Here is a 25,575-nt window from a genome sequence, read left to right as displayed (position 1 = left end):
CATCGCTCGCGGGCATGGGCGCGGGTGCGGGCAACGCGCCGCTCGAAGTGTTCATCGCGGCCGCCGAGCGCATGGGCTGGAATCACGGCACCGACCTCTACACGCTGATGGACGCCGCCGACGACATCGTGCGTCCGCTGCAGGACCGGCCGGTGCGCGTCGATCGCGAAACGCTCGCGCTCGGTTATGCGGGCGTGTATTCGAGCTTCCTGCGTCATTCGGAAGTGGCCGCGAAGAAGTACGGCCTGAAGACCGTCGACATTCTGGTCGAGCTGGGCAAGCGCCGCATGGTGGGCGGTCAGGAAGACATGATCGTCGACGTCGCGCTCGATCTGCTCAAGCGGCAGTGAGACAAGGGGCAGGCTGGCGCTGCGTGCGCTCTTCTGCCCCATATTCCGATCGAACAATCACGCAAGGAATTCGCACATGAGTGCTACTTACACTGAAGCCAATACCAGCCGCTTTGCGACGATTCGCGACGGCGAGACCGATTACAAGGTGCATTACAACGACGCGGGCCGGGCCGAGGGCCAAGTCGTGATGATGCTGCATGGCTCGGGCCCGGGCGCGACCGGCTGGGCCAACTTCCACCGCAACATCGAGCCGCTCGCGGCGGCCGGCTATCGCGTGATCCTGCTCGACTTCCCGGGCTGGGGAAGGAGCGATGCGTTCGTGAACACCAAGGGTTCGCGCTCGGACTTCAACGGCCGCATCGTCAAGGGCCTGCTCGACCACCTGGGCGTCGAGCGCGCGCACCTGATCGGCAACTCGATGGGAGGCCACAGCGCCACGGCGTTTGCGCTGGAGAATGCGTCACGCGTCGGCAAGCTCGTGCTGATGGGCGGAGGCACCGGCGGCCCGAGCCAGTTCGTGCCGATGCCGACCGAAGGCATCAAGCTGCTGAATCATGTCTACCGCGAGCCGACGCTCGAGAACGTCAAGCGCATGATGAACATCTTCGTGTTTGATCCGAGCTCGCTGACCGACGAACTGCTGCAGCTGCGCGTGGACAACATGCTGTCGCGCCGCGATCACCTCGAGAACTGGGTCAAGAGTCTGGCCGCGAATCCGAAGCAGTTCAGCGACTACGGTCCGCGCCTCGGTGAAATCCAGGCGGTGGCGATGATCATCTGGGGCCGCGACGACCGCTTCGTGCCGTACGATATTGGCCTGCGCCTGTTGTGGGGTATGCCCAACGCCGAACTGCACATATTCAACCGCTGTGGCCACTGGGCCCAGTGGGAGCATGCGGAGAAGTTCAACCGTATGGTGCTCGAGTTCTTCGCAGACTGATCGATTTTCCTCGACCCCGGTTGCTGACATTGTTCACGCATGGGTTTGCATATCCATACGGGAATCGGCGCGGCGACGGGTGGCGCAGGAACGCGCGATACGCGATCGCATCTCTTGGGCTAACTCTCGCCTCGACGAGGAACTTCCGCTCCGGTTTGTATCGGCTCACCCGAAAAGCAATGCCGCCAGCCTCATAACGGGCTCGATTCGTCGCGGACGGCGGCTATCTTTGGTAGTGACGTATGCGGTTTACAGGCGCTAAGGCGCCGCCCTCCATTAGCTGTCTGTTGATACGCAGATAAAACTGACGCAGGGGGGCGGACAAATTCTTGGACTGATTTATGCCGCAATTCCAAGACTCTGCCGGTATTCGACCGGGCTGAGGAAGCCGAGCGAGATCTTGATCCGCTTTGCGTTGTACCAGCGGATGTACGAGTCAACGACTTCGATGAATTGATCAACGGTCGTGGCCCGCCAGTCACGAGGATAGAATAACTCCGTCTTGAGGCGCCCGAAGAAACCTTCGCAGGCTGCATTATCCGGCGAACATCCTTTGCGCGACGACATCGAACGAATCAGTCTGGCATCCTGCATCCGTGAGAGCCATCCTGGCCAGCGATAGGAACCACGGGCCGCTGCTCGCAGCAAGCCACCGACTCAATCGCCGAATCCAGCATGGTATTGACGAGTTCGGCATCCGGGCGCGTGCCGATTGACCAGCTCACAACGAGACCGTCGAAGCAGTCGATCACCGGCGGCAGATATACCTTGCCGTCCGGGATCTGGAATTCGGTAATGTCAGTGAGCCATTTCTGATTTGGAGCGGCGGCACAGAAGTCACGATTGATGATGTTCTCCGGCACGGGGCTTATTTCTCCGCGATAGGAGCCCTAGCGACGTCGCCTGGTCGTGGCAGCGGCCAGACCTTCCTGTCGCATCAAACGTCGCACTACCTTCTCCGAGATAAAGATCTGCTGCCTGCCCAACGCCGCGCGGGTTCGGCTATATCCATAGCAACGGTGATTGAGTTCGAAGATGTCCGCGATAACGCGACGCGCCCCAGCATGCCTGTCAGCAACCAACAGACGTGCACGGTGATAGAAGTATGAACTTCGGGCAAGCCCCATGGCGGCTAACAGCTCCGGCAACGTCGGGTAACACAGAGTCCCCGGCTTAAGATAAGGCCATCAATCTGGGCGTGTCGGCGATCATCGTCAATCACGGCTTGCCCGAGTCGCTTAAGGATGTCGTGCAGCAGGCGCTCGACAAGGGCATCAAGGTCGTCGCGTTCGACGTCAATCTGGCCAATCCGAAGGTCCCGCAAATCGAGCAGAGCGACCATGACCTGGCTTCGCTGCTGCTGACGCAGGCGGAACTGGGGGGAAGTTCCCGGCGTTCCGGGCCAGCGATGTGGCGACGGCGGCCTGGATTCCCGTCGATCAGCAACCCTGGTGGTGGCGCGGACCGAGCACCCGGCGGGTCGCGCCTGGTTCCATTCCCTTCACTCCGCGGCTTTCGAGGCAATGCGGCTCGTGGGAATCTTCGTCGCGCTTCTTTCGATCTGACTGATTGTTGGTGCCGTTTCGCTGCAGTGCTTTCTATGCTGGGAGGCTGGATGAGCTTGCCATCTCGCGTACGGAACGCCGAGCCTCATCGCCTCCGATTCCCAACAAGGACGCATCGTCGACGCTTCGGACCGCGTATTGCGCTTTTAATCGGAAATCATCATGAGCACAGACGTCGTCCCAGAAGAAGCCCAGATCGTTGTCCGGCCGCTTTCAGCCCATATTGGCGCCGAAGGAACTGCTCGCGGAAAAAGCCGCAGGGTGCGCGCGGAGACGATCAGCGCCGTGGAGTTGGAAGATCTGTTTCGCGAGATCAATGCCGAGAACGTCGATTTCCGATTGCTCATCGACTTGCAAGTTCGTCGGCAGCGCAAGTTCCACGAGCTCGCGCTGCCTTGGTGAAGCCGTTTTGCACGCTATCTCGGCCAGATTTTTCACGATTCGAACGATTACCCCAACATGTGCGCGCAGTAGTCGATAGCGTGTTGGATTGGCACGGTCATCGGCAGGGTGTCGGGTCCACGACCACCTCGTCCCGCGCAAACACGCGGATCAGATGATCGGGCTTGCCCGCATATGAGCGGCCAAAGAATAGTTCATGTCGCTAAAAATCCCGATCTAATCCTCGCCATCGTCCTCGCCGCCAAAATGGAGGCGGCTCGCGCGTGCGTCAGGTCACGAAGCGATCTTTGCGATGGAGCCGATCAGTTCCTGGGTGTAGGTGTCCCGCGGTGATCGGAAGACGGTCTCTGTCTCGCCTTCTTCCACGATTCGCCCATCCTTGAGGACGACAACCCTATCGGCCACATGGTGAACCACACCGAGGTCGTGGGAAACAAAAAGGATTGTCGTACCATGCTCGGCGCGGAGCTCGACGAGAAGGTCGAGCACCTGTGCTTGCACGACGACATCTAACGCGGAGACCGGTTCGTCGCAGACGATAAGGGATGGCGTGGGTGCCAACGCGCGAGCGATCGCGACTCGCTGACGCTGGCCGCCCGACATGCTGCGCGGGTTGCGCTCCAACACGGAGCGGGGTAGGTGCACCTGGTCGAGCACCTCCAGCACGCGTCGCTGCCGATCCACTGCGTTCGGAACCGAGTTCAGCAGCGGCTCTTCGATCAGCCGTCCGACCGGAGAGCGGGGGTCGAAGGAACTGAGGGGATCCTGGGAGATGAGCTGGGCATATGCCCGATGGGGCCGGCGGTCGACCTCCTTGAGTGAACTCCACGGCTCGCCATTGAGCAGCACCTCGCCGGTGGTTGGCGCCAGCAAACCGAGAACGATCTTCAGAATCGTCGACTTTCCTGATCCCGACTCCCCCACGATGCCGAGCGTCTCACCTCGACGGACCTGGAAGCTGACATCCGAGACCGCCGTGAATCCCGCACCGCGACGGATCGCCTTCGCGCCCCCATAGACCTTGGCCAGGTTGCGCACTTCGAGGACCAGTTCATCCGTACTGGGCGTGTGGACTGGGGCGGCGATACGCTTAAGGCCGTGCCCGGCTTGCGGGGACGCAGCGAACTGGGACAGATAGTAGCCACGCGACGATCTGGCCGGGATCGCCGCCAGAAGCTGCCGCGTGTACGGGTGCTCAGGGTACCTGAGCACAGTGCCGATCGGGCCGCGCTCCACGACAACACCATCTTTCAGGATCAGGACGTCGTCGGCGATCCCGGAGACCATCGCCAGGTCGTGACTGATCAGCAGCAACGCGGCGCCGTCGTCGCGGCGCCGCTGGAGGACGCTGAGGATGCGCTTTTGCACCGTGACGTCGAGGGCTGTGGTCGGCTCGTCGGCGATGATCACCTTCGCGTCAGCGGATATGGCCGAGGCGATCAGGGCACGCTGGCGCTGCCCGCCGGAAAGCTGGTGTGAGTAGGAATCGACCCGATGCTCGGCGTCGCGAATGCCTACGGCCTTGAGCAGCGCGACGGCTTTGGACGCCCGCTCGGCACGGGTGCCGATCTTGTGAGCCTCCAGGGTCTCGGTGATCTCGCGGCGCAAAGTACGCAGCGGATCGAGGCTGGTCAGGGCGTCCTGGAGGACGAGCCCGATCTCCTTGCCGCGGATCCGTTGCCAGTCCTCGCGGGAGAAGCCCAGCGCGTTCTCGCCACCGATCTCAAACGTGTCCGCCCGGACGACGAGTCCTTCTCCGGCCAGGCCGACCAGGCTGCGGGCGGTGAGGCTCTTGCCCGAACCAGACTCGCCAACCAGGGCGAGGCAACGTCCAGGGCGCAACTCGAAGGAAACACCTTTGGAGACGATCGCGTCGGCGCCGGGCAGGCCGATCCGGAGGTTCTCGACCTTGACGAGCACATCGTTCGTCTCGACGCTCATCGCAGCCTTCCTTCGAAACGAGCCTGGACGTAGTGGCCAAGGATCGCGAAGGCGACCACGGCCAGCACGATGGCACTGCCGGGGAAGAGGCTGGGCCAGGTGGCGATGCGCAAGACGTTGCGGCCTTCGGCGACCATGACACCCCACTCCGGGGTGGGCGGCTGCGGGCCCATTTGAAGAAAACTCAACGCCGATACGGCAAGGATCGCGGTACCGATGTCCAGCGCGGCCACGAGCCCGACGGAGCCGATCACGTTCGGGAGCACATGACGGAAGACGTTGCGGGTCTGGCTGTGGCCAAAGAGCACCGCATGGGTGACGTAGTCCGAGTTCGCCACCTGTTTCGTGCGTCCGCGGATGATGCGGCCGAACTTAGGAATGCTCGACACACCGATGGCCACCGCGGTGCCGAGCGGACCGCGGCCCCACAGCACCGCGATGAACAACGCCAGCAGAACACCGGGGAAGGATGAGAGCAGGTCAAAAACACGACTCAGAATCTCGTCGAGCAAACCGCGGGCCAGCCCGGCAACCAGACCGAGCACAGTACCGCCAGCCACACCGATGACCATGGCTGACAGGGCTATGCTGAGCGACCACCTGGTACCGACCACGACCCGGCTGTAGACGTCGCGGCCGAGTTGGTCCGTGCCGAACCAGTGCTCGGCCGACGGCACTTCGAGGGCGTGCTCGGGGGAGGAGGCAGTCGCGTCCCCGGCACCCAGCAGGCCGGGAGTGAAGGCCGCGATCAGGAGCACGAGGACGTAGGCGAGGGCAATGATGACAGTGACCGGTGGGATTCGGCGCTCCTGTCGGGCGCGTTGGACGTCATGCGACGACCTTGCCGCCTCAGCATAGTTTGCGGGAATGGCGCAGTCGAGTGCTTCGGCGCTCTTCTTCAAGCTCATGAGGTTCCCTTCGTTCTTGGATCGATGATTGCGTACGAGAGATCGACGAGTGTCGAGGTGACGACGTACACCAGAGCGACGATGAGGACAACGGCGAAGACCACTGGGACGTCCTTGCCGAGCACCGCCTGAAGGGTGGTCGTCCCGAGTCCGGGGCGGCTGAATACCGTCTCCGTGACGACCGTACCGCCGAGGAGCTGACCTATCAGCCATCCGGCAAGCGTGATTGTCGGGACCAGGCCATGACGTAGCGCGTGGTGGGTGCGCAGGCGCAGCGGGCCGATGCCACGCGACAGCGCGGTGAGTGAAAAGGGCTGATCGAGGGCGCGCTCCATCGCCTCGCGCAAGACAGGGCTCAGCAGCCCGAAGGTCGGCAGGGCCAGGACGATCGCCGGGAGCACCAGCGAGGACAGGCCATCGGCGCCAGAGATGGGGAAGAGATGGATCTTCACCGAAAAGGCGACGAGGAGCACCAGTCCCGACCAGAAAACCGGGATCGAGTTGACGAGCAGCTCCAGGCCGATGAAGAAAGAGCGCAGCGCCCGATTGCGACCCGCGGTCAGCAGGGAGACCGCTATTGCCGCGACGACGGCGATGAGACCGGCGGTCAGGGCCAGTTGGATCGTCGGACCGATCGACTCGCCAAGGATGACACTGACGTCTTCTCGTTTGACGTAGGAGCGACCGAAATCACCGACAAAGAGCCGGGCAACGTAGTGGACGTACTGCACGTACCATGGCTGGTCGAGTTGCCACTCCTTTCGGATCGCATCCTCAAGCCCTTCGTAACTGTTTTGGCCAGCCATGATGGCAGCGATGTCGCCCGGAATAAGCTGGAGCGAAATGAAAGTGAGGGTCACCGCTGCCCATAGCACCACCACGGCTCCTGCGAGGCGTCGGAAAATGGCACCTCGCTGGGTGGGGTGCGTTGCCACGCTGCCGGTCATTTGGCGATCCATACGTTATACAGGCTGCCGACTGTCAGGGACTCGGGTTCGAAGCCGATGTTGTGGACCTTCGAGGTGGCCGCGAGCTGGAATGCCCCGGAAGTCAGCGGCACGAAGAGCGCGTAGTCATCAACAAGCTTTCGCTGCGCCTCCGACAAGATGTTCTTGCGCGCGTCGTGGTCGGTGGTAGCCGTGGCCTCCTGGCCGAGCTTCGCGACGTCAGCCACGTCGGCAGGCAAGTTCTTGACGGTGTAGCGGTAAAGCCAGTTCACGATATAGGTTGTGATGTTGTTTCCATAGTCGGCGCGGGTCCAGATGTTCGGGTAGATGCCGTAATCCCCCTTGCCGAGTTCGTCGTAGAACGGGCCGGACGCCGGGGTGTGCAATTCGAGGTCGAGGCCGATATTCTTCTTCAGGGCGGCGGCCACCGATTGGATGAGTGTGTCGCGCTGGTCGCGGACGGCCTCGGCGATGTACTCCACGTTGACAGTCAGGCGCTTGCCATCCTTGGTGCGGTAGCCTTCGCTGTCGCGTGTGGTCCAGCCCGACGCGTCGAGAAGCTTGTTGGCCTCGTCAATTTTGTTGCCCCACGAACCTTTCAGGGATGTGTCGTAGTAAGGACTGTCGGAGCCGACCCAGCTCCAGGCGCGGGTGCGCGTGCCTTTGTAGAGCGAGGTCACGATGGTGTCGGCATCAAAGCCGTCGCGAAGGGCTCTGCGGACGTTGATGTCGTCCAGCGGGGCTTTGCCAGCGTTGAGGTTGAAGCCGAAGGAGGTGCTGGTGTCGTAGCCGACGATGTGCTGGAAGTCCTTGTCACCGGCAAAGAGCGGCACATCGTAGGACTGGACCGAGTCGATCGCATCAACCTGGTTGGACTGCAGCGCGTTCGTACGCGAGGAAATGTCGGGCAGGAACGAGTAAACGATCTTGTCGAGATACGCAGGCCCCCTGTGTTTCTCCCCAGACTTCGGCCAGTTGTAATTCTTGTTCCGGACCAGGGTTATATTCTGACCCGGGCGGTAATTCTCGAAGATGAAGGGACCAGTGCCAATGATGTTTTTGGCGTCCTGGCAGAGCTTATCCTTGAGCGCGAGCTTGCTCGGCTCGATGAAACCAGCACGCACGCTGGACAGGGACTGGAGCAAACCGGCGTCGACCCGCTTAAGATGCAGCACGAGCGTGGCGTCGTCGGGTGCCTCGACTGACTTGATGCTGTTCAGAATGCCTAGCGCATTGGTCGCGTTGGCTGGATCGAGGTCGAAGTCGAGGTTCGCCTTGGCCGCCTTGGCGTTGAACGCGACCCCGTTGCTAAACGATACGCCCTGGCGAATCTTGAAGGTGTAGGTCAGATGGTCGTCGGAGACTTTGTAAGATTCCGCAAGCCACGGCGTGAGCGTGCCATCGGCCTCGAGATAGAGAAGCGAGTCGATAACATTGCGCGAGACTGTATAGTTAATGATCGTGCCTGTGTACGCCGGGTCGAGGCAAGGTGGTTCCACCGAGAGGCCAAACTTCAATGTGCCGCCGGCGACCGGAGCAGTATTGTTGCCGCCAGTCCGGGAGCCGGTCGCCTGTTCGCAGCCACCCACGATCAGGGACAATGCAACAACCATAGCTGAGGCACAAACGCTCCGCTTCTGCTTCATAGCCTATCTCCTCGACAGAACTCGTTGGCGTGCAACCAAGGGATAAGATGGGTGCACTTCATGATCCAATAAGGACAGGTGAAGAGGCATGAACCGCAGGTTCTTAAGCACTGCCGACATGAATACCTCTTGCTTGACAGCTCGGCATTGTCATAAGCAAGCGAAGCACACGGCAAACATTAATTTCGCATATGCAAATGGTTTATGTCGGCATATGGCAAGGTGAAAAACATATTTAGCCCAACCTCCTTCGCTACTTATCATGGCCCTCGCATTTTCAGTATTCGTCGCTTGACGATGGCGCGCCGCGCCGAGATCATGGGCTTTCACCCCAGTCTGAAATGCTGGCTGGCGGAACACGGCCGGGCGCACGATGATGTGATGACCTGAAATCATGCCCGGCGGCTACCGCAGCCCACACATCCATGCCACCCCAGACGGTCGAAAAATGAGCAAAGAAATCCGACTCAACGCGTTCTCTCTGGCAGCGCCATCGCATCTTTCCATGGGCCTTTGGCGCCACCCTCGCGATCGTTCGCTGGAATACAACCAGTTGTCCTACTGGACCGACCTCGCACAGATCGCCGAGAAGGGCAAATTCGACGCGCTCTTTCTGGCTGATGGAATCAGCCTCTATGACGTGTACCGAGGCAGCGCCGACACGGCCATCCGTCACGGAGTGCAGTTCCCCCGGCTGGATCCGCTGCTGCTGGTGTCGGCCATGGCGCATGTGACCACGCACCTGGGCTTTGGCATTACCAGCAGCGTCAGCTACGAGTCGCCCTACATGTTCGCGCGCCGCATGAGCACGTTGGACCACATCACGGGTGGGAGAGCCGGCTGGAACATTGTCACCAGCTTTGGCGACAGCGGCACCAAGGCCCTCAATGGCCAGGCTGCCCGTGCCCATGATGATCGTTACGATGTAGCCGACGAATACATGTCACTGGTCTACCAATACTGGGAAGGCAGTTGGGAAGACGGTGCCGTTTTGCGCGATCGAGAACAGGGTGTATTTGCCGACCCGGCGCGCATTCACAAGGTAGAGCACGAGGGCGAGTTCTTCCGTAGCGAAGGCATCCACATCTGCGAGCCCTCGCCGCAGCGTACCCCGCTGCTGTTCCAGGCCGGCACTTCGGAGCGCGGCAAAACATTCGCGGCCCGTCACGCCGAATGCGTGTTTATCTCGGCTCCCAGCAAAAAAGTGGTCAAGAACGCAGTAGATGACATACGCCAGCGCGCCGTGCAGGCAGGGCGTCCTGCGGACAGTATCAAGGTATTCCTGTCACTGACGGCCATCCCCGCCGAGACCGACGAGCAGGCCCAGGCCAAGTACCAGGATTACCTGCAATACACCAGCGCGGAAGGGGCGGCTGCGCTTTTCTCGCGCTGGACCGGCATCGACCTCGCCAAGTACGGCCTCGATGATCCGATCCAGTATGTGGACTCCAACCACATGCAGTCGGCGATCAACAACTACACCCGCGCGGACCCAGACAAAGTCTGGACGTTCCGCGAAATCCTGGCCCGCGTGGCCATCGGCGGCGGCAGCGCCAACCTGCTGGTTGGCTCGCCCACCACCATTGCAGACCAGATGCAGGAATGGGTCGATGACACCGGCATCGATGGATTCAACCTGGGTTATGCCGTGGCCCATGAAAGCTTCCAGGATTTCGTCGACCTGGTGGTGCCTGAATTGCAACGCCGTGGCGTCTACAAGCAAGACTATGCCCCCGGCACGCTGCGTGAAAAGATCTACGGTTCGGGGCAGGCTCGTCTTCCCGACGACCACCCGGCGGCGCGGGCGCGACGCGCCTGAAGACTGCGTGCCTGCCGACATCGACTGGAGACGCGCGTGAATCCCGCGCTCGCGCGCAAACAGCCGCGAGCCGGATTGCGCGTCGATGGCTAGAAAGTCCGCCCTTCGACCAAGTGTGTCTTGACGCCGTTAAGGACATAGTCGCCAACGACTTTGGCCTTATGATTCAGCGGGTTGTGGCTGAAAATGGTGCGGAGGTTACGCCAGTGGCGGTCGAAATTATATTTTCGCGAAGTCGCCGAAGCGCCTCCCGCATCGAATAGGCGCTCTCCCGCCTGCAGTGCAAGCCGCCCGACAACGATCTGCGTGCGCGCAGTTGCGAGTGCGCTTTCCAGCACGAGTTCGTCCGCCGCCGGGTCGGCGTGCAGGATAGCGTCAGACGAGCGCCCGAGCGTGCGCGCGTTTTCGCTCACGAGCACATCGATGGTGTGGCTCAGTGCCGAAAGCTCGCCCACCACCTGCTGGATGAACACATCCTCTCGCGCGGAGGACGCAGTGGAATGCAGCACGGGGCGCCCATGCGCGGTCACATACGACCGGGCGTCGGCGAGGATATTGCGCACAATACCGGCCGCCACGGCAACCAGATGCAGCTGACGATACGCGCCGCCATGCCGTCCGATCAGCGATGAGTAGCCCTTGTTGATGACTTCGGTCGCATCGACCCGGACGTCTTCGAACACGACGCTTCCGCTCGCCGTCATGCGCTGCCCCATGCCGTCCCAGTCGTCGAGCACGGCCAGGCCCTCGGCGCGCACCGGGATGATCGCCGTCACGCCGTTACCGTGCTCGTCCACGAGATTGGTGCGCACGAAGTCCGCATAGGCGGTGCCGGTGGTGTAGTACTTCTTGCCCGACACGCGGAAGTGATCGCCCTCGCGGCGCAGCACGGTCTCAATTTCGCCCGCGCGAGCGGTGCCCTGTTCGCCCGACGCGCCGCCATACAGGGCACCTTCAATGATGCGGCGGATCTGGCGGTCGTGAAACGGTGTGTGCGGCGCGAGCCGCATCGATTCCACGACATCGAAATGCACGCGCAGCGCATGCGCGACGTTCGATTCCGATGCGGCCAGCGTCGTGACCACGTGGATGGCGTCTTCGAGCGAGCCGCCCAGCCCGCCGCGCTCCGCGGGAATGCGCAGGGCGCCGAGGCCGGAGCGCCGAAACGCATCGAAGGCCGCGAACGGCAACTCACGGCGGACTTCGCGTTGAGCCGCGTCGACGCCGATTTCCGCGGCCAGCGCGGGCAGTGCGGCGAGCGCGTCGCGCAGACGGCTGGTGGAAGGAGATTCGTGCAGGGTGGTGCTACTCATGGTCAACGTTCCTGGATGGAGTGTGGCGCACGCCGGAAGGCCGCGCCGGGATGTCGCTCATCGAGCCGGCTGCTGTCGCCGCCCAATTTCTCGCGCAGCGTGCCCGGTGCGTAACGCGTCTTGTAGCGTCCGCGCCCCTGCAGCTCTGGCACGATGAGATCTGCGAAGTCTTCGTACGCCTCCGGCGTGACGGCATAGCTCAGGTTGAAGCCGTCGATGCCTGTTTCGTCGACCCATTCTTCGAGCGCATCGGCGACTTCGCCGGGCGCGCCGATGAAAACCGGGCCGCGGCCGCCGATCGCGTTATGCAGCGCAAGCTCGCGCACGGTCCAGACGCGTTCCGGATCGAGCCGCGTGAAACCTTCGAGCGCCGAGGACGTGCCCGCATCGAGCTGCATGTAGCGGATCGGCTCGTCCGGGTCCCAGGTCGAGAAGTCGATGCCGGTCCAGCCAGAAAACATCGCCAGTGCGGCCTCGGGCGTCACGTAGCGGCGGTAGTCCTCATATTTCTCACGCGCCTCGCGAGAGGTACGGCCCGTGATGATGGTCGCCATGGTGAAGAACCTGATGTCGTGTGCCGCGCGTCCTGCCTTCACGGTTTCGGCGCGCGTGGCGTTCACTACGGGCGTAAGCACTTTCTTGCTCGGTCCGCTCAAATAAATGCCCTCGGCGTGACGGCCGGCAAAACGCTGGCCGCGTGCCGACGCCCCCGCCTGGAACAGTACCGGCGTGCGCTGCGGCGAAGGCTCGGTCATATGGATGCCCTGAACCTTGAAGTAGCGGCCCTGATGATCGACGCGATGGACCTTCGAAGGATCGACGAAAACTCCGGTGGCTGTATCGCGTACGGGCGCATCGTCTTCCCAGCTGCTTTCCCAAAGCTTGTAGACAACGTCCATGTATTCGTCGGCGATGTCGTAGCGCTCGTCGCGCGAGGCGATCGCGTCCTTGCCGAGCACTTTCACGCTGCTTTGCGCGAAGCCTGTGACGATGTTCCAGCCGATGCGTCCACGCGTCAGATGATCGAGCGTCGACATGCGGCGCGCGAAAACATAAGGCGGCTCGTGATTTGCGTTGCTCGTGACGCACAGGCCGAGATCGCGCGTGACGTACGCCATCGCCGAAAGCGCCATGACCGGGTCCTGCTTGGGCACCTGCGCGCCGTGCCGCAGGGCGGTATCCACGCTGCCGCCATGGACGTCGTTCACGCCGATGCTGTCGGCCATGAAGAGCGAATCGACGAGGCCGCGCTCCAGCGTCTTCGCGAGTTCGACCCAGTATTCGAGCGTGTTGTAGTGCAGCGAGCGGTCGCGCGGATGCCGCCACATGCCCGGCGAGTGATGCACCGGGCTGTGCAGCGCGAACGCGTTCACGCGGATTTCCTTCTTCTGATGAGCAGTTGCGGAACTCATAGGTAGGGCTTGTCTCCGTTGATCGTCACGCGGTAGCCGGAGCGCACCTCGGGGTAGTAGTCCCACACGGCCAGATGCTGGCAGGCGCGGTTGTCCCAGAACGCGATCGAATGCGGCTCCCAGCGCCAGCGCACCTGGAATTCGGGCGAGGCGAAGCGCTCGAAGAGCAGGCGCAGGATGCCTTCGCTCTCGGCGGCGGGCACGTTGTCGATATGCGTCGTGAAGTTCTCGTTGACGAAAATGCCTTTGCGTCCGGTCTCGGGATGAGTTCGCACGACCGGGTGCGAAGCCTTCGGAAAGCGTCGGCCGCTGTCGTCGATGCCGCGCAGACGGTTGCGCTGCCGGTATGTCGGTTCGCCGTCGTGTGTGGCGCTCAGCCCTTCGAGATAGCTCCGGAATCCCGGCGAGAGCGATTCGTACACCGCATAGGCGCTCGAAAAGAGCGTGTCGCCACCATGCGAGGGAAGCGTGTGCAGATGCAGGATGCTGCCCATCGGCGGCTCGTCGTCGCACGACACATCCGAATGCCAGCGGTCGCCGGCTACGCGGCGCGTGTTCTCGTCCGCGTGAATCTGGAGAATATCCGGGTAGCCCTCGGGGCCCGGCGTGTTCGGATGCACGTGCAGCGTCCCGAAATGGCGGCCGAGCGCGAGATGTTGATCGAGACTGATCGGCTGATTGCGGAAGAAGATGACCTGGTGCGCAAGCAGCGCGCGGCGCAGTTCGGCTACTTGCGACCCGGTAAGCGGACGGGTCAGGTCAATGCCGTCGATCTGCGCGCCGATATGGCGCGTGAGGGGCTGCACGGCGATGGTCGGTTGGTCGGTTTCAGACATGGGGTGCGGTGTCGAATTGCGGGCCTGCCTGGGCGCCGCGTGAGTGGACAGCGCGATGAAGCGCTGCGGGATGCGGAGGCGCGATGAGCGCCGCGCCTTCGCCGTAGAGTTTTTCGCGCAAGGTGCCGCTCCGGTATGCCTCCTTGTAGATGCCGCGGCGGCGCAGCTCCGGCACCACGAGATCGACGAAATCCTCATGTGTGCCGGGCAGCAGCGCGTGGCTCAGATTGAAACCGTCCACGCCCGTTTGGGCTTTCCAGTTTTCGAGCGCGTCCGCCACCTCTTGCGGCGAGCCGATGAACACTGGCCCCTTGCCGCCGATCGCGTTGAAGATCGCCAGCTCGCGAATGGTCCAGACGCGCTCGGGATCGGCCACTGTGAAGGCTTCGATGGCCGATTGCATGCCTTCGCTCTTCACGTAGCGCAGCGGATCGTCGGGGCTGTATTTCGAAAGATCGATGCCGCTCCAGCGCGAGAACAGCGCGAGCGCGCCTTCGAGGCTCACATGGCGCTGGATGTCCTCCCATTTGGCCTGCGCCTGCGCGGAGGTCGGCGCGACGATGACCGTTGCGAGCGAGAAGAAGAGCACGGAGGTCGGGTCGCGACCGAGCGCGGCGGCGCGCCGGCGCACGTCGGCGACGTCGCGCGCCACCACATGCGCGGTGGGCGAAGAGAGAAACACGCATTCGGCATGGCGAGCCGCGAAGTCCTTGCCGCGATTCGACGTGCCCGCCTGGTAGAGCAGCGGGGTTCGCTGCGGCGAGGGTTCGGCGTAGTGCGTGCCCTGCATCGAAAAGTAGCGGCCCTCGTGGCGGATCTCGTGCACACGTTGCGGGTCGGCGAACGTCAGCGTTTCGCGCTCGCGCACTGCCGCGCCTTGCTCCCAGCTTTCTTCCCACAGGCGATAGACGAGTTCCATGTATTCGTCGGCAAGGTCGTAGCGTTCGTCATGCGGCCGCGCGTCTTGCTGGCCGACCGCGCGCGAGCCGCTTTCGCCAAAGCTCGTCACGATGTTCCAGCCAATGCGGCCGCGCGTCAGATGGTCGAGCGTCGAGAGCCGGCGCGCGAACAGGAACGGCGCCTCGTAGCTCACGCTGCTCGTGACGGCGAAGCCCAGATGCTCGGTGACCTGAGCCATTGCGGAAATGAGCAGCAGCGGATCGAGGCGAGGAAACTGCAGGCCGAGCCGCACGCCTGTGGCGTTGGAGCCGCCGTAGACGTCGTACTGGCTGATGCCGTCGGCGAAGAAAAGCGCGTCGTAGCCGCCGCGCTCGGCGGTGCGTGCAAGGTCGGTCCAGACGGACAAGGTGTTGTAGTCGAGCGAACGGTCGCGCGGGTGGGCCCAAAGACCGGGCGAGAGGTGCGTCGGCGCGAAAGCCAGAAACGCGTTGATGCGGATTTCCGTGGACATGCGAAGCGTCCTCTAGGCTGGAAGATTGGGGACGTGCGAAGCAACCGGGAAGTGGCAGGTCACGCGGTGCGTCGCGGAGAATTGATGAGCGGGCGGCGCCTGCGTGCGGCACACTGCGCGCGCGACCGGGCAGCGCGTGTGGAAAACGCAGCCGGGCGGCGGCGAGAGTGGCGAGGGCATGTCGCCGCCCACGGCCTCCACGTGCAGCGCGTCCGGGTCGGAGGCGGCGATCAGCGCGTGCGTATACGGATGCGCCGCGCGCTCGACGATGTCCTCTCGCGTACCTTGCTCCATGAGGCGCCCGAGGTAGAGCACGCCGATATGGCTGCTCATATACGCGACGACGGCGAGATCGTGCGAGATCAGCAGAAAGCTGAGGTCCAGCGTTTCCTGCAGGTCTTTGAGCAGATTGAGCACCTGCGCCTGTATCGAGACGTCGAGCGCCGAGACCGGTTCGTCGAGCACGAGAATTTCCGGCTCGAGCACGAGCGCACGCGCGATGGCGACGCGCTGGCGTTGGCCGCCGCTCAGCTCGCCAGGTCGGCGTTGCCTGAATTCGGCGGACAATCCTACTTGTGCGAGCAGTCTGTCGAGGCGCTCTTCGCACGCGGCGCGTGCAATACCACGGCGCTGGATGCGCAACGGTTCGAGCACGATATCCGCAACCTTCATCTGTGGATCTAGTGAAGCGGACGGGTCCTGGAGGACAGCCTGGACTGCGCGTTGCCGCCAGCGAAGATCCTCGGCGCGCGTGTCTTTCCCGAACGTCCTTCCGTCGAGGCAAACCTCGCCCCGGCTCGCGGTCTCGGCGCCTAGCACGATCTTCGCGAGCGTCGACTTGCCCGAGCCGGACTCGCCGACCAGCCCGAATGTCCCGCCCTTGGGCAGGACGAAGGAGACGTCCGCGACGGCGTGCAAGTCCGTCGCGCGTGACAGCAGCCCGCTTCGAACGGCGAAAACGCGTCCGAGATGGGTCACCTCGATGGCCGCGACGGGCGATGCTTGCGTATTCACGAGGCCGTAGTGAGAGGAAGCCGTTCGAGCGGGACGGAAGCAGCACGCGAAGCCGCGCTCGGCGCCGCGGCCGACGCAGATGCAGGCTCGGGATGCCAGCAGGCCACGCTGCGTCCCGGCTGCGGCTCGACTGTTGCGGGATACTGCGCCGTGCAATCGGCGTCGGCACGCGGGCAGCGCGGTGCGAAGCGGCATCCCTGCGCGATGCTGCCCGGCAGCGGTGGCTGCCCCGGAATCACGGTGAGCCGCCGCTGCGGCTGCCGCAGTCGCGGCACGGCGCCAAGCAGCCCGCTCGTATAGGGATGGCGCGGCTGCGCGAAGACCGCCTCGACCGGCCCCTGTTCGACGATGCGGCCGGCGTACATCACGGCCACGTTGTCGCAATAGCGGCGCACGAGATGCAGGTCGTGCGTGACGAGCACGATCGCGGTGCCGCGCTCGGCTTGCATTTCGCGCAGCAGATCGAGGATCTGGAGCCGCACGGTAATGTCGAGGGCGGTTGTCGGTTCGTCGGCGATCAGCAGGCCGGGGTTGCACGCGAGATTCATTGCGATGGCCACGCGCTGGCGCATTCCGCCGCTGAACTGGTGCGGATAGCTCTTCAGGCGACTCTCCGGCGCCGGAATGCGCACGCGGCGCAGCAGATCGACCGCCCGCGCCTCGCACTCGGTACGGCTTTCGATGTTCGCTCGGTAGCGGAACATCTCGGTGATCTGCCGGCCTATCGTCAGCAGCGGATTGAGCGAGGTCATCGGGTCCTGAAGGATCATGCCGACCTCGCGGCCGCGCAGCGCCTGAAGCTCGGCAGGCGTCTTGCTTCGCAGGTCGTCGCCGCGCAGCAGGATGCGTCCACCCGCCACGCGCACGCGTGCGGGCGGCAGGCCCAACACGGAAAGACACGTCACGCTCTTGCCGGAGCCGGATTCGCCGACGAGTCCCAGCGTGCGGCCCGCGTGCACAGAAAAGCTCACGCCGTCCACGAGCCGTACCGGCGCCTGCGGCGAACCGGCTGGCGGCGCGGCTTCAGCAATGAGGCCTTCAACCGCGAGCACCGGCGCCGCCTCGGTCTTGCCGTTCATTTTCAGCCTCCCTGGCTACGTTCGCCGCGCTGCAACGCATCGCCGGTCCGGTTGCTGCAAAGCACGGTGGCGATGAGCACGAGTCCCGGCAGCGCGGTCAGCCACCAGGCCGTATCGAGGTAATTGCGGCCTTCGGCGAGCATGCCGCCCCACGACGGATCGGGCGGCTGCACGCCGAGGCCTACGAAGCTCAGCGCCGCCTCCATGAAGATCACGAGACCGATGTCGAGCGTGAGCAACACGACGAACGTGTTGCGCACATTGGGCAACAGGTGGCGCAGCGCCACGTAGAGGGGCGACGCGCCCGCGAGCCTCGCGAGCAGCACGAAGTCGCGCTCGCGGAGGCTGAGGGCCTCGGCGCGGATGATGCGCGCGAAGCGCCCCCAGTTCGCGAGCGTCACGACGATGATGATGTTCGTCACGCTCGGGCCGCATATGCCGACAATCAGCATGGCGAGGAAAACGGGCGGCAGCGCGTACTGCGCGTCGACGAGGCCCATCAGGACCGTGTCGAAGCGGCCGCCGATGTAGGCGGACAGCAGCCCGGCCAGCACACCCGAAAAGCCCGCGAGCAGCACGGCGCAAAACGCGATGAGCAGGGAGATGCGTCCGCCGTAGAGCGTGCGCACGAAGACGTCGCGGCCCATCTGGTCGGTGCCGAACCAATGCGCGTGGCATGGCGCCCGGAACGTGGCTGAGAGATCGATCGCGTTCGGGTCGATGCGCGTGAGCCACGGCGCGAGCGCGGACGCGCCGACGATCAGCACAAAGATGATTGCGTAGGCAAGCATGCCGCGCTGGCGCCATGCGGCTCGAATGGCTTCGCCGCGCGCAACAGGGAAGAGCAGGCGCCCGCTCATGAATGATGCCGGATGCGCGGATCGACGAGTGCGCACAGCACATCGACCGCAAGATGGATCACGGCGAACAGCAGCACAGAAACGATCACTGCGGCCTGCACGACCGTGAAATCGAGCGTGTTGATGGCCTCGACCATGAGACTGCCGAAACCTGGCCACGAGAACACCGTTTCGATCGACACGGCGCCACCGATCAGGATGCCGAACTGCGAGGCGGTGTACGCCACGATCGGTAACGCAGCATTTCTCAGTGCGTGCGTGCCGATCACCACATACTCGGGCAACCCCTTGATGCGCGCCATGCGAATGAAGTCGGAGTCGAGTACGCTCAACATGTTGGCGCGCGTGAGGCGTGCGATGCCGGCGGCTGAGTACCACGCGAGCGAGACGACGGGCAGCACGAGCTGTTTCCAGCTACCGTGGCCACCCGTCGGCAGCCACCCCAGCTGCACGGAAAAGAGCCGGATCAGCAGCAGCGCGACGAAGAAGGGAGGACCTGCCTGGCCGAGCACAGCGAACAGGGTCGCGAATCGATCCACCCACGAGCCGCGCGCAACAGCCGCGCCGATACCAAGCACGAGCCCCACGAAGAGCGCCAGCGCGAGCGATGTGCCGACGAGCACGAGGCTCGCACCAAGGCGACCGAGCGCCATATTGAGCGCCGGTGCGCCGAAGTGAAACGAATTGCCCATGTCCCCTTGCAGAATCCCGGCCAGAAAGTGCACGTACTGCACTGGGAGCGGGTCGGCGAGACCGAGCTGCTGCCGAAAGAGCTGGCGGTCCGCTTCAGTGGCTTCGGGTGGCATCAGCAGATAGGCGGGGTCGCCCACCATGCGCACCAGCACGAATATCACAACCGACATTAGCCACACCGTGACGAGTGTGGAGCCGAGGCGGCGCAGAACATAGCCGCACATGGGTCAGTTCCCGACCACCGTCTGCGGCGCCCACGCGATCGTGCGGAAGTTCAGGAAGCCGCCGCCTTGCTGCGGCTGCCACTCCAGCGTCTTTTTCTTCGCGTAGACGTATGTGAACTCGGAAATGAAGATGGCCGCTGCGTCGTCGTGCAGTTCGCGCCCAATTTGCTGGAATACCTGCCCGCGCTGCGTCCTGTCGCTGACCTTCGAGACGTCGGCGAGCAACGCGTCTACCTTCGGATTCGAATAGTCCGACCAGCTACCGGTTGACGCGAACGCACCGGCGACCGGATGGACCGGGTCGTAGAGCGCATTGGTGAACTGGCTCAGCGCCAGCGGCCCGGAAGCGTGCGTATTGTTCAGGCGCTGGAACGTTGCGTAGGTCAGCCGATTGAGCTTCACCTTCACGCCGACCTGCCCCCAGTAAGCCGCGATTGCTTCGGCTACGCCTTGCGGCATGTCTCCCTGAATATTGAGCGTGGTTTCGAAACCCTTCGGATAACCGGCTTCAGCGAGCAGCGCGCGTGCTTTGACTGGATCATACGGATAAGGCTTGATCGAGTGGTCCGCTCCATACGGGTAGTAGTTCGAAATCATCGTGCCGAGCGGCTCGCCCACGCCGTACAGCACGCTCTTGATGATGGCGTTCGTGTCCAGCGCATAGCTGAGCGCCTGGCGGACCCCTACGTTGGCAAGCGGCGAATCCTTCGCATTGGTATAGACGCGAACATAGATCGGTGAAGCGACGCGGCTTTGAATGACATCGAGCCCACTTTCTTTCTTGAGGCGCGCGTAGTCAGAGAAGGGCAGCGCGACCGAAAGGTCGACCTCACCGCGCAGCACCGCATTGACGCGGCTCGACGGGTCGGTGATTGCGCGGAAGATCAGCGTTTTCACGCGTGGCCTTTCTCCCCAGTAGTCGTCGAAGCGCTCCAATACGAGTTCATTGCCGCCCGGAGAAAGAGACTTGAATTTGTACGGTCCGAGCGAAACAGGTTTTTGCGCGAACGCGTCCGGAATCGGCAAGCTCGCGAGGTAGTCGGCGGGAACGATGTACAGATAGCCGGCGACCTTGTTGGCGAACGCGCCATCCGGCGCCTTCAACTTGAAGACGACCGTGAGCGGATCCGGCGTTTCCACTGATTCGACAACGGGTGCGAAGAACGGACGGCGCGTGCTTTTGCTGCGCGGGTCGAGGATATGATCGAGCGATGCCTTCACGTCGCGCGACGTGAGTGTCGCGCCATTGTGAAATTTGACGTTGGGGCGGAGTTTGTAAGTGAAGACGCGAGCGTCGTTCGAGACGGTCAGGCTCGTTGCAAGACGCGGGACGAGATTGCCCCTGGTATCGAAGCCGTAGAGCGTATCGTAGATCTGCCAACCATAGCGCAGCGAATCACCGCTCACGGCAACGAGGCCGTCGAGATTGTAGAACTCCTTTTCAACGCCTATCACGACAGTATCACGATCGACGGCGGGCGCGGTGCTCGTTGCGTGGGACGGTGCGACGAATGTGCAGGAAAGGGCGGCCGCCAATGCGAATCCGCGAAGGAAAGTCAAGATCGTGTGCATGGTAGGACAGTGGCGACAATGCAGAATCGTCGCGGATGCAGTTGCGGCCGGTAGCCATCGGAGCGATGGATGATCGCGCGCCAAATGGCGATTCGGCAACGATGCAAATGCGATATCGATATCAATGCGCACCTTAAGTGCTTTTCTGCAAACGGCATGAGGTACACCGTGCATGGGGTAGCGCAGTCCGGAACGTGGGACCCGCATTTCATGAAGATGAAAATCACAAATGCTTCGTTTCCGGCTGACCGCATAGGGCCGATACTCGATCGCCCGCCACGTTCGACCGGATACCCGTTCATGACTTCGTCCTCGACCCAAGATGCTCTCGCTCGCGAAACGCTGCGCCTCATCGGTCCCGATCCCGAGAACTGGGTCGCCGATCGGTCGGGCATCGATCACAACGTGCTGATCGTAGGAGGTGGACAGAGCGGTGCGGCGTTTGCTTTCGCACTGCGGCGAGCGGGCATTGGCAAAGTCAGCGTAATCGACGCTGCAGCAGATGAAAGAGGCGCGGGTGTCTGGACGACGCGAGCACGTATGAACCGGTTGCGCACGCCGAAGTCGCTCGCAGGCCCCGAGGCGGGACTGCCTGGACTGAGCTTCCAGGCCTGGTACGAAGCGCGCCATGGCGAGACCGCCTACGCGGAGATCGAGCGGATCGGGCGCGAGCAGTGGAGTGAATATCTCGCCTGGTACCGCCACTTTCTTGGCATTCCGGTGCGGTACGGCACGACGCTCGAACGTATCGAGCCGCATGGACGACACTTCCGGCTGCATCTTGCGATTCGGGGCGCCGATGGTATCGAGCATCGTATGGAGACGGCGCGCAAAATCATTCTCGCCAACGGCGTAGCGGGTAACGGCAGGCCCAACCTGGTCGCGCCACTGGCGACGCTGCCGTCCACGCACTGCGCACACACATCCCAGGCGATCGACTTCGCTTCGCTGAGCGGCAAGTCGGTCGCAGTGGTCGGTGCAGCGGCCTCGGCATTCGATGCGGCGGCGACGGCGCTGGAAGCCGGGGCCGCCGACGTACATCTGTTCGCAAGGCGTGCGGCGCTCGCCGCGGAGCCCGTGATTCGCGCGCGCTCGTATCCGGGTGCCTACGACAACTATCCGGCACTGCCCGATGCGCTGCGCTGGCACTTGGCGTGGCGTTTCAGGCGTGCGGGTTCGACGCCGCCGGCCGATGCCGTGACTCGCGCGACGCGCTTTGCCAACTTTCATCTGCATCTCGGCACGCTTTGGCACGAGGCCACCGTCGAGGGCACGCGTGTACGAGCGCGCGCAGGGGGCGCAACGTTCGCATTCGACTTCGTGATCGCCGGCACGGGCTACGCGGTCGACCTGCATGCGCGGCCCGAACTGGCCGAAATCGCGGATCAGGTGCTGCTCTGGCAGGACCGCTACGTGCCCACCCCGCCCGAGCGGGACGACGCGCTCGGTGCCCACCCATGGCTCGGCGAAGCATTGGAGTACCAGGAGAAAACGCCGGGCACGGCGCCGTATCTCGCGAACATCCACGTGTTCAATCCCGCCGCTTTTGTGAGCCGGGGCTTGCCTGTCGGCGATGTGCCCAGCATGAAGCGCGACATCCCGGCGGTGATCCGGCGCATCAGCCAGGACCTGTTCGTCGAAGACCTCGGTGTGCACGAAGAGCGTATGAGCGCCACTGTTCCTGCTGACTTCGACGAATCTCACTATGCGCAGAGCGTTTATCGGGAAACCGACGTCGCATTGGCGAAGTAAATCGAAGCAACATGGGCGGCTGATTTTGCAGCGCGCCTGTTCGTTACGACATCAACCGGAATCCATCATGAATACAGCCGTCGTTTCAGAAGACGCACAGGTCGTTGTGCGCCCGCTTTCTGCGCATACCGGCGCCGAAATCAGCGGCGTCGATCTTTCCCGACCCCTGACACGCTCGCAGATCAAGGCGATCCGCAATGCCTTGCTTGAATGGCGCGTGATCTTCTTTCGCGACCAGTTCCTCAGTCATGAGCAGCATGTGGTTTTTTCAGCTCAATTCGGCGAGCTGACTGTTGGGCATCCTGTCTTCGGCCATGTCGAAGGTCATCCGCAGATCTATTCGATTTCGAAGTTTCGAAAGGAGACGCGTTTCGAGGGAGAGCCGCTCCGGCGTCCGTGGACAGGCTGGCATACCGATGTCACGGCGGCGGTCAATCCACCCTATGCGTCGATCCTGCGGGGCGTGACGATCCCCCCATACGGAGGGGACACGCAATGGACCAATCTCGTGGTCGCCTATGAGAAGCTTTCTGCCCCGCTGCGCGCTTTCGTCGACGGTTTGCGCGGCGTGCATCGCTTTGCGCCGCCGCAAGGCGCGAAAGGCACTGACGCGTTTGCATCGGCGGTCGAGCAGCATACGCTCGTCAGCGAGCATCCGATCGTGCGCGTGCATCCGGAGACCGGCGAGCGCGCGCTATACGTGAGCCCCGGCTTTCTCAAGCAGATCGTCGGACTGGCGCCACGCGAAAGCCAGGTGCTGCTCGAACTGCTGTGGGAGCACGTGACACGACCGGAATTCACCGTGCGCTTCAAATGGGAAGCGGGCAGCGTGGCGTTCTGGGACAACCGCACGACTGCACATCTCGCGCCGACCGACATCTTCGATCTCGACTTCGACCGTCAGTTGTATCGCACGACGCTCGTCGGTGACGTACCGGTCGGGCCGGACGGAAGGACGTCGGTGTCGCTCGAAGGTTCGCCGATGGGAGCGGCCGCAGCGATTGCGCTGAACTGAGTCGCAGGTCGCTCGTCGGGCGGTCCGGTTCGTCGACGCGCGCGCCGCGAAGCCCGGTGACGGCGACGCGCCCCGCAAGCGGCGCGCTCAGAGCGCGAAACGGCCTTCCGCGACGAATGTCGGTAGCGGATTGCGCGGGCTCGGCGCCTCGCGCTTTTGCAGGGCTTCAGGCAACGAAGCTTTGTCACCAGCGCGACCGATGGCAACGGCCGCCTCGATCGCATAGTCCTCGGGGATCGCCAGTTCCGCGCGGATATGCTCGCGTTCAATGCCGGCAAGGCCGTGTGCCTTCCACCCCGACAGGCTTGCCTGCAGCGCGAAATAACCCCACGCGGCGCCTGTATCGAACGAATGCGACGCGAGCGGCACTTCCGTTGCGGCCCCCGGTGGCGCGAACGTGCGCTTCGACAGCACGATCAGGATCGCGGCGGCATATTGTGCCCAGCCGCGGTTGAACTCGTTCAGGAAACCCAGAAATCGCGTCCAGTGCTCCGTGTCGCGGCGCGCATAGACGAACCGCCACGGCTGCGAGTTATACGACGAGGGCGCCCAGCGGGCCGCTTCTAGAAAGGTTAGCAACGTCGATTCTGGAATCGTGTCCTTCGTGAACGCGCGCGGCGACCAGCGTTCGAGAAATTGCCTGTCGATCGGATACTCGGCGGTACGGGAGTTTGAGGTGGTCATGTCTGTGCCATTGAGGAGAGAGAGGCGATGCTTATGCGTGTACGCCCGCCAGAGTCAGGACGGTAAGTCGGGTCAAACATGAATCCAACCAATGTTTGCGCATAAGAAAAGCAGATGACGGGAGAATACGTTGAGTCGATGTCGTCCTGCCGACATTGCATTTGCGGCACAGAGCATTGCACAAATGCTTGTTTGCGCAAGCGAGCGGCGCTGACTAGATTCGATCAATGCCACGAGCAGGGGAGCGCACGATGTCATTGGACCTCGCATTGTTCTATCGGCGGGCCGTGTCCGGCTTCCTCGAAGCCGTGCGGCAGCGGATGCATCTCGACCGGCGCCACGCGGCTGTCCGCGCGCGCAGTGCACGCGAACAGCCGCGCGACGATCCCGAGCGCCTCGAGCGCATCGCCACTTACGCGCGCGGGATACTTCAACATGGGCTGGACGTTTGAATAAATCCGGACAGGGCGGCTGAAACCTACGCGTTAGTGTTCGATCGGCGGCACGGCGGCTATTGTTTTCCGCTAGTGACGCCAGACTAACTGCTCCTGCTGAACATCTACAATTCAGCGGGCGACGACACAGCGCGATCGAGCGTCCATAAGGTGTTCGTCGATCCGTCCTCGCCGCGCGACGCGCGGTCACGACGCGGTCACGACGCAGCATCGAATTGCGCTCGCGCTGTTTTCCTGAGTCCCTGCGCGGCATAGGGCCGGTCGTCATAACCTTAGTCGCAATCCGCTTTGATGGGCTCGCTCGCACTACTTATACTGGTGCGCTTGTCGGCGCGCCGATTCTGTCGTCGCAGTACGCGGATTGAACTCGAATTATCACTGCAACGGCATTCAGCAATGGCGCATCGACGCCGATGGGAGCGTGAAAAATGCGTAAGCGGGTCCGGTTCGTGGCTTCGAGATCGAAGACGATGAGCGCTCTGCTGACGGTGGTCGCGGTCAGCGGCCTGCTCGGAAGTTGCTCCTCTTCGGTCAACGCAACCGGTGAAGCGCAATCCTCCGCCGAACCGGTGCGCTGGCGCCTATCTATCGACACGATCGGCAAGCCCACTAGCGGGGCCGAACTCAGCGCATGGAACGTCGATGTCGCGGCGGATGGACGCGGCCTGGCCAGTGGCAGCGACGATGTCGCAACGGATGGCCGGATTTTCGCGGCTAATTGGGCGGCCTGCCAT

The 25,575-nt window shown here is 63.1% G+C and carries 21 protein-coding genes and 3 pseudogenes; 9 read left to right on the top strand and 15 right to left on the bottom strand.

Annotated features, from left to right (window positions below; genetic code table 11):
* Nucleotides 1-350: pseudogene (mhpE, locus tag GCT19_RS25795) on the top strand (4-hydroxy-2-oxovalerate aldolase); the annotation flags it as partial.
* Nucleotides 351-426: 76 nt separating this feature from the next.
* Nucleotides 427-1,293 carry an alpha/beta fold hydrolase gene (locus GCT19_RS25790; protein WP_152853514.1) on the top strand — a complete coding sequence of 289 codons (867 nt, stop codon included), beginning with the start codon at nucleotides 427-429 and terminating at the stop codon, nucleotides 1,291-1,293.
* A gap of 339 nt (nucleotides 1,294-1,632) precedes the next feature.
* On the opposite strand, the pseudogene GCT19_RS25785 reads toward GCT19_RS25790, so the two are convergent.
* Nucleotides 1,633-2,441: pseudogene (locus GCT19_RS25785) on the bottom strand (IS3 family transposase); the annotation flags it as partial.
* Nucleotides 2,442-2,473: 32 nt separating this feature from the next.
* Here GCT19_RS25785 and GCT19_RS43545 point away from each other — a divergent pair.
* Nucleotides 2,474-2,665 (top strand): annotated as a pseudogene (locus GCT19_RS43545) (substrate-binding domain-containing protein); the annotation flags it as partial.
* Between the two features lie 355 nt (nucleotides 2,666-3,020).
* Complete coding sequence (locus GCT19_RS42890) at nucleotides 3,021-3,260, top strand: hypothetical protein (RefSeq protein WP_193727452.1); 240 nt, start codon at nucleotides 3,021-3,023, stop codon at nucleotides 3,258-3,260.
* A 273-nt stretch (nucleotides 3,261-3,533) separates the two neighbouring features.
* Here GCT19_RS42890 and GCT19_RS25770 read toward each other — a convergent pair whose 3' ends face one another.
* The 4 genes from GCT19_RS25770 to GCT19_RS25755 are packed head-to-tail and all read right to left on the bottom strand — an operon-like array spanning nucleotide 3,534 to nucleotide 8,702.
* Nucleotides 3,534-5,201 carry a dipeptide ABC transporter ATP-binding protein gene (locus GCT19_RS25770; protein ID WP_152853512.1) on the bottom strand — a complete coding sequence of 556 codons (1,668 nt, stop codon included), beginning with the start codon at nucleotides 5,199-5,201 and terminating at the stop codon, nucleotides 3,534-3,536.
* Nucleotides 5,198-6,109 (bottom strand): ABC transporter permease, encoded by a 912-nt coding sequence (locus GCT19_RS25765; protein ID WP_152853511.1) that lies wholly within the window; start codon nucleotides 6,107-6,109, stop codon nucleotides 5,198-5,200. Before GCT19_RS25765 ends, GCT19_RS25770 begins: the two co-directional genes overlap by 4 nt.
* A complete protein-coding gene (locus GCT19_RS25760) occupies nucleotides 6,106-7,056 on the bottom strand; it encodes an ABC transporter permease (protein ID WP_152853510.1) in 951 nt (316 codons plus the stop codon). The genes GCT19_RS25765 and GCT19_RS25760 overlap by 4 nt, the downstream gene beginning before the upstream one ends.
* Complete coding sequence (locus GCT19_RS25755) at nucleotides 7,053-8,702, bottom strand: ABC transporter substrate-binding protein (protein ID WP_152853509.1); 1,650 nt, start codon at nucleotides 8,700-8,702, stop codon at nucleotides 7,053-7,055. The genes GCT19_RS25760 and GCT19_RS25755 overlap by 4 nt, the downstream gene beginning before the upstream one ends.
* A gap of 204 nt (nucleotides 8,703-8,906) precedes the next feature.
* On the opposite strand from GCT19_RS25755, the gene GCT19_RS42885 reads away from it, so the two are divergent.
* A complete protein-coding gene (locus tag GCT19_RS42885; protein WP_193727451.1) occupies nucleotides 8,907-9,092 on the top strand; it encodes a hypothetical protein in 186 nt (61 codons plus the stop codon).
* 58 nt (nucleotides 9,093-9,150) lie between these two features.
* Nucleotides 9,151-10,521, top strand: a complete 1,371-nt coding sequence (locus tag GCT19_RS25750; RefSeq protein ID WP_152853520.1) for an LLM class flavin-dependent oxidoreductase — start codon at nucleotides 9,151-9,153, stop codon at nucleotides 10,519-10,521.
* An 89-nt stretch (nucleotides 10,522-10,610) separates the two neighbouring features.
* Here the strand turns inward: GCT19_RS25750 and GCT19_RS25745 are convergent, their stop codons facing one another.
* The 9 genes from GCT19_RS25745 to GCT19_RS25705 are packed head-to-tail and all read right to left on the bottom strand — an operon-like array spanning nucleotide 10,611 to nucleotide 20,935.
* A complete protein-coding gene (locus tag GCT19_RS25745) occupies nucleotides 10,611-11,834 on the bottom strand; it encodes an acyl-CoA dehydrogenase family protein (protein WP_152853508.1) in 1,224 nt (407 codons plus the stop codon).
* Nucleotides 11,835-11,836: 2 nt separating this feature from the next.
* Nucleotides 11,837-13,246, bottom strand: coding sequence for an LLM class flavin-dependent oxidoreductase (locus tag GCT19_RS25740; RefSeq protein ID WP_152853507.1), 1,410 nt, complete (start codon nucleotides 13,244-13,246; stop codon nucleotides 11,837-11,839).
* On the bottom strand, nucleotides 13,243-14,082 hold the full coding sequence (locus tag GCT19_RS25735) for a TauD/TfdA dioxygenase family protein (RefSeq protein WP_152853506.1): 840 nt from the start codon (nucleotides 14,080-14,082) through the stop codon (nucleotides 13,243-13,245). The genes GCT19_RS25740 and GCT19_RS25735 overlap by 4 nt, the downstream gene beginning before the upstream one ends.
* Nucleotides 14,075-15,493: an LLM class flavin-dependent oxidoreductase gene (locus GCT19_RS25730; RefSeq protein WP_152853505.1), complete on the bottom strand. Its 1,419-nt coding sequence runs from the start codon at nucleotides 15,491-15,493 to the stop codon at nucleotides 14,075-14,077. The genes GCT19_RS25735 and GCT19_RS25730 overlap by 8 nt, the downstream gene beginning before the upstream one ends.
* A gap of 12 nt (nucleotides 15,494-15,505) precedes the next feature.
* A complete protein-coding gene (locus GCT19_RS25725; protein WP_193727450.1) occupies nucleotides 15,506-16,507 on the bottom strand; it encodes an oligopeptide/dipeptide ABC transporter ATP-binding protein in 1,002 nt (333 codons plus the stop codon).
* A complete protein-coding gene (locus GCT19_RS25720; RefSeq protein ID WP_152853503.1) occupies nucleotides 16,504-17,586 on the bottom strand; it encodes an ABC transporter ATP-binding protein in 1,083 nt (360 codons plus the stop codon). Before GCT19_RS25720 ends, GCT19_RS25725 begins: the two co-directional genes overlap by 4 nt.
* 2 nt (nucleotides 17,587-17,588) lie before the next feature.
* Nucleotides 17,589-18,446, bottom strand: a complete 858-nt coding sequence (locus GCT19_RS25715) for an ABC transporter permease (RefSeq protein WP_227749335.1) — start codon at nucleotides 18,444-18,446, stop codon at nucleotides 17,589-17,591.
* Entirely contained in the window at nucleotides 18,443-19,363 is a 921-nt protein-coding gene (locus tag GCT19_RS25710; protein ID WP_152853502.1) for an ABC transporter permease, read from the bottom strand. Before GCT19_RS25710 ends, GCT19_RS25715 begins: the two co-directional genes overlap by 4 nt.
* 3 nt (nucleotides 19,364-19,366) lie before the next feature.
* On the bottom strand, nucleotides 19,367-20,935 hold the full coding sequence (locus tag GCT19_RS25705; RefSeq protein ID WP_152853501.1) for an ABC transporter substrate-binding protein: 1,569 nt from the start codon (nucleotides 20,933-20,935) through the stop codon (nucleotides 19,367-19,369).
* Between the two features lie 300 nt (nucleotides 20,936-21,235).
* Here GCT19_RS25705 and GCT19_RS25700 point away from each other — a divergent pair, with 300 nt between their 5' ends.
* Both GCT19_RS25700 and GCT19_RS25695 read left to right on the top strand, forming a co-directional pair.
* On the top strand, nucleotides 21,236-22,687 hold the full coding sequence (locus GCT19_RS25700) for an NAD(P)-binding domain-containing protein (protein ID WP_152853500.1): 1,452 nt from the start codon (nucleotides 21,236-21,238) through the stop codon (nucleotides 22,685-22,687).
* Between the two features lie 67 nt (nucleotides 22,688-22,754).
* Nucleotides 22,755-23,702, top strand: coding sequence for a TauD/TfdA dioxygenase family protein (locus tag GCT19_RS25695; RefSeq protein ID WP_152853499.1), 948 nt, complete (start codon nucleotides 22,755-22,757; stop codon nucleotides 23,700-23,702).
* Nucleotides 23,703-23,789: 87 nt separating this feature from the next.
* On the opposite strand, the gene GCT19_RS25690 is transcribed toward GCT19_RS25695, so the two are convergent.
* Nucleotides 23,790-24,386: a nitroreductase family protein gene (locus tag GCT19_RS25690; RefSeq protein WP_152853498.1), complete on the bottom strand. Its 597-nt coding sequence runs from the start codon at nucleotides 24,384-24,386 to the stop codon at nucleotides 23,790-23,792.
* 251 nt (nucleotides 24,387-24,637) lie between these two features.
* Between GCT19_RS25690 and GCT19_RS25685 the strand changes: the two genes are divergently transcribed.
* Nucleotides 24,638-24,838, top strand: a complete 201-nt coding sequence (locus GCT19_RS25685; protein ID WP_227749334.1) for a hypothetical protein — start codon at nucleotides 24,638-24,640, stop codon at nucleotides 24,836-24,838.
* The last annotated feature ends 737 nt before the right edge of the window (nucleotides 24,839-25,575 follow it).

Source organism: Paraburkholderia atlantica, from assembly GCF_009362785.1.
Classification (GTDB): domain Bacteria; phylum Pseudomonadota; class Gammaproteobacteria; order Burkholderiales; family Burkholderiaceae; genus Paraburkholderia; species Paraburkholderia atlantica.
The sequence above is the reverse complement of the archived record's forward strand: the minus strand, read 5'-3'. Positions and strand labels throughout refer to the sequence as shown.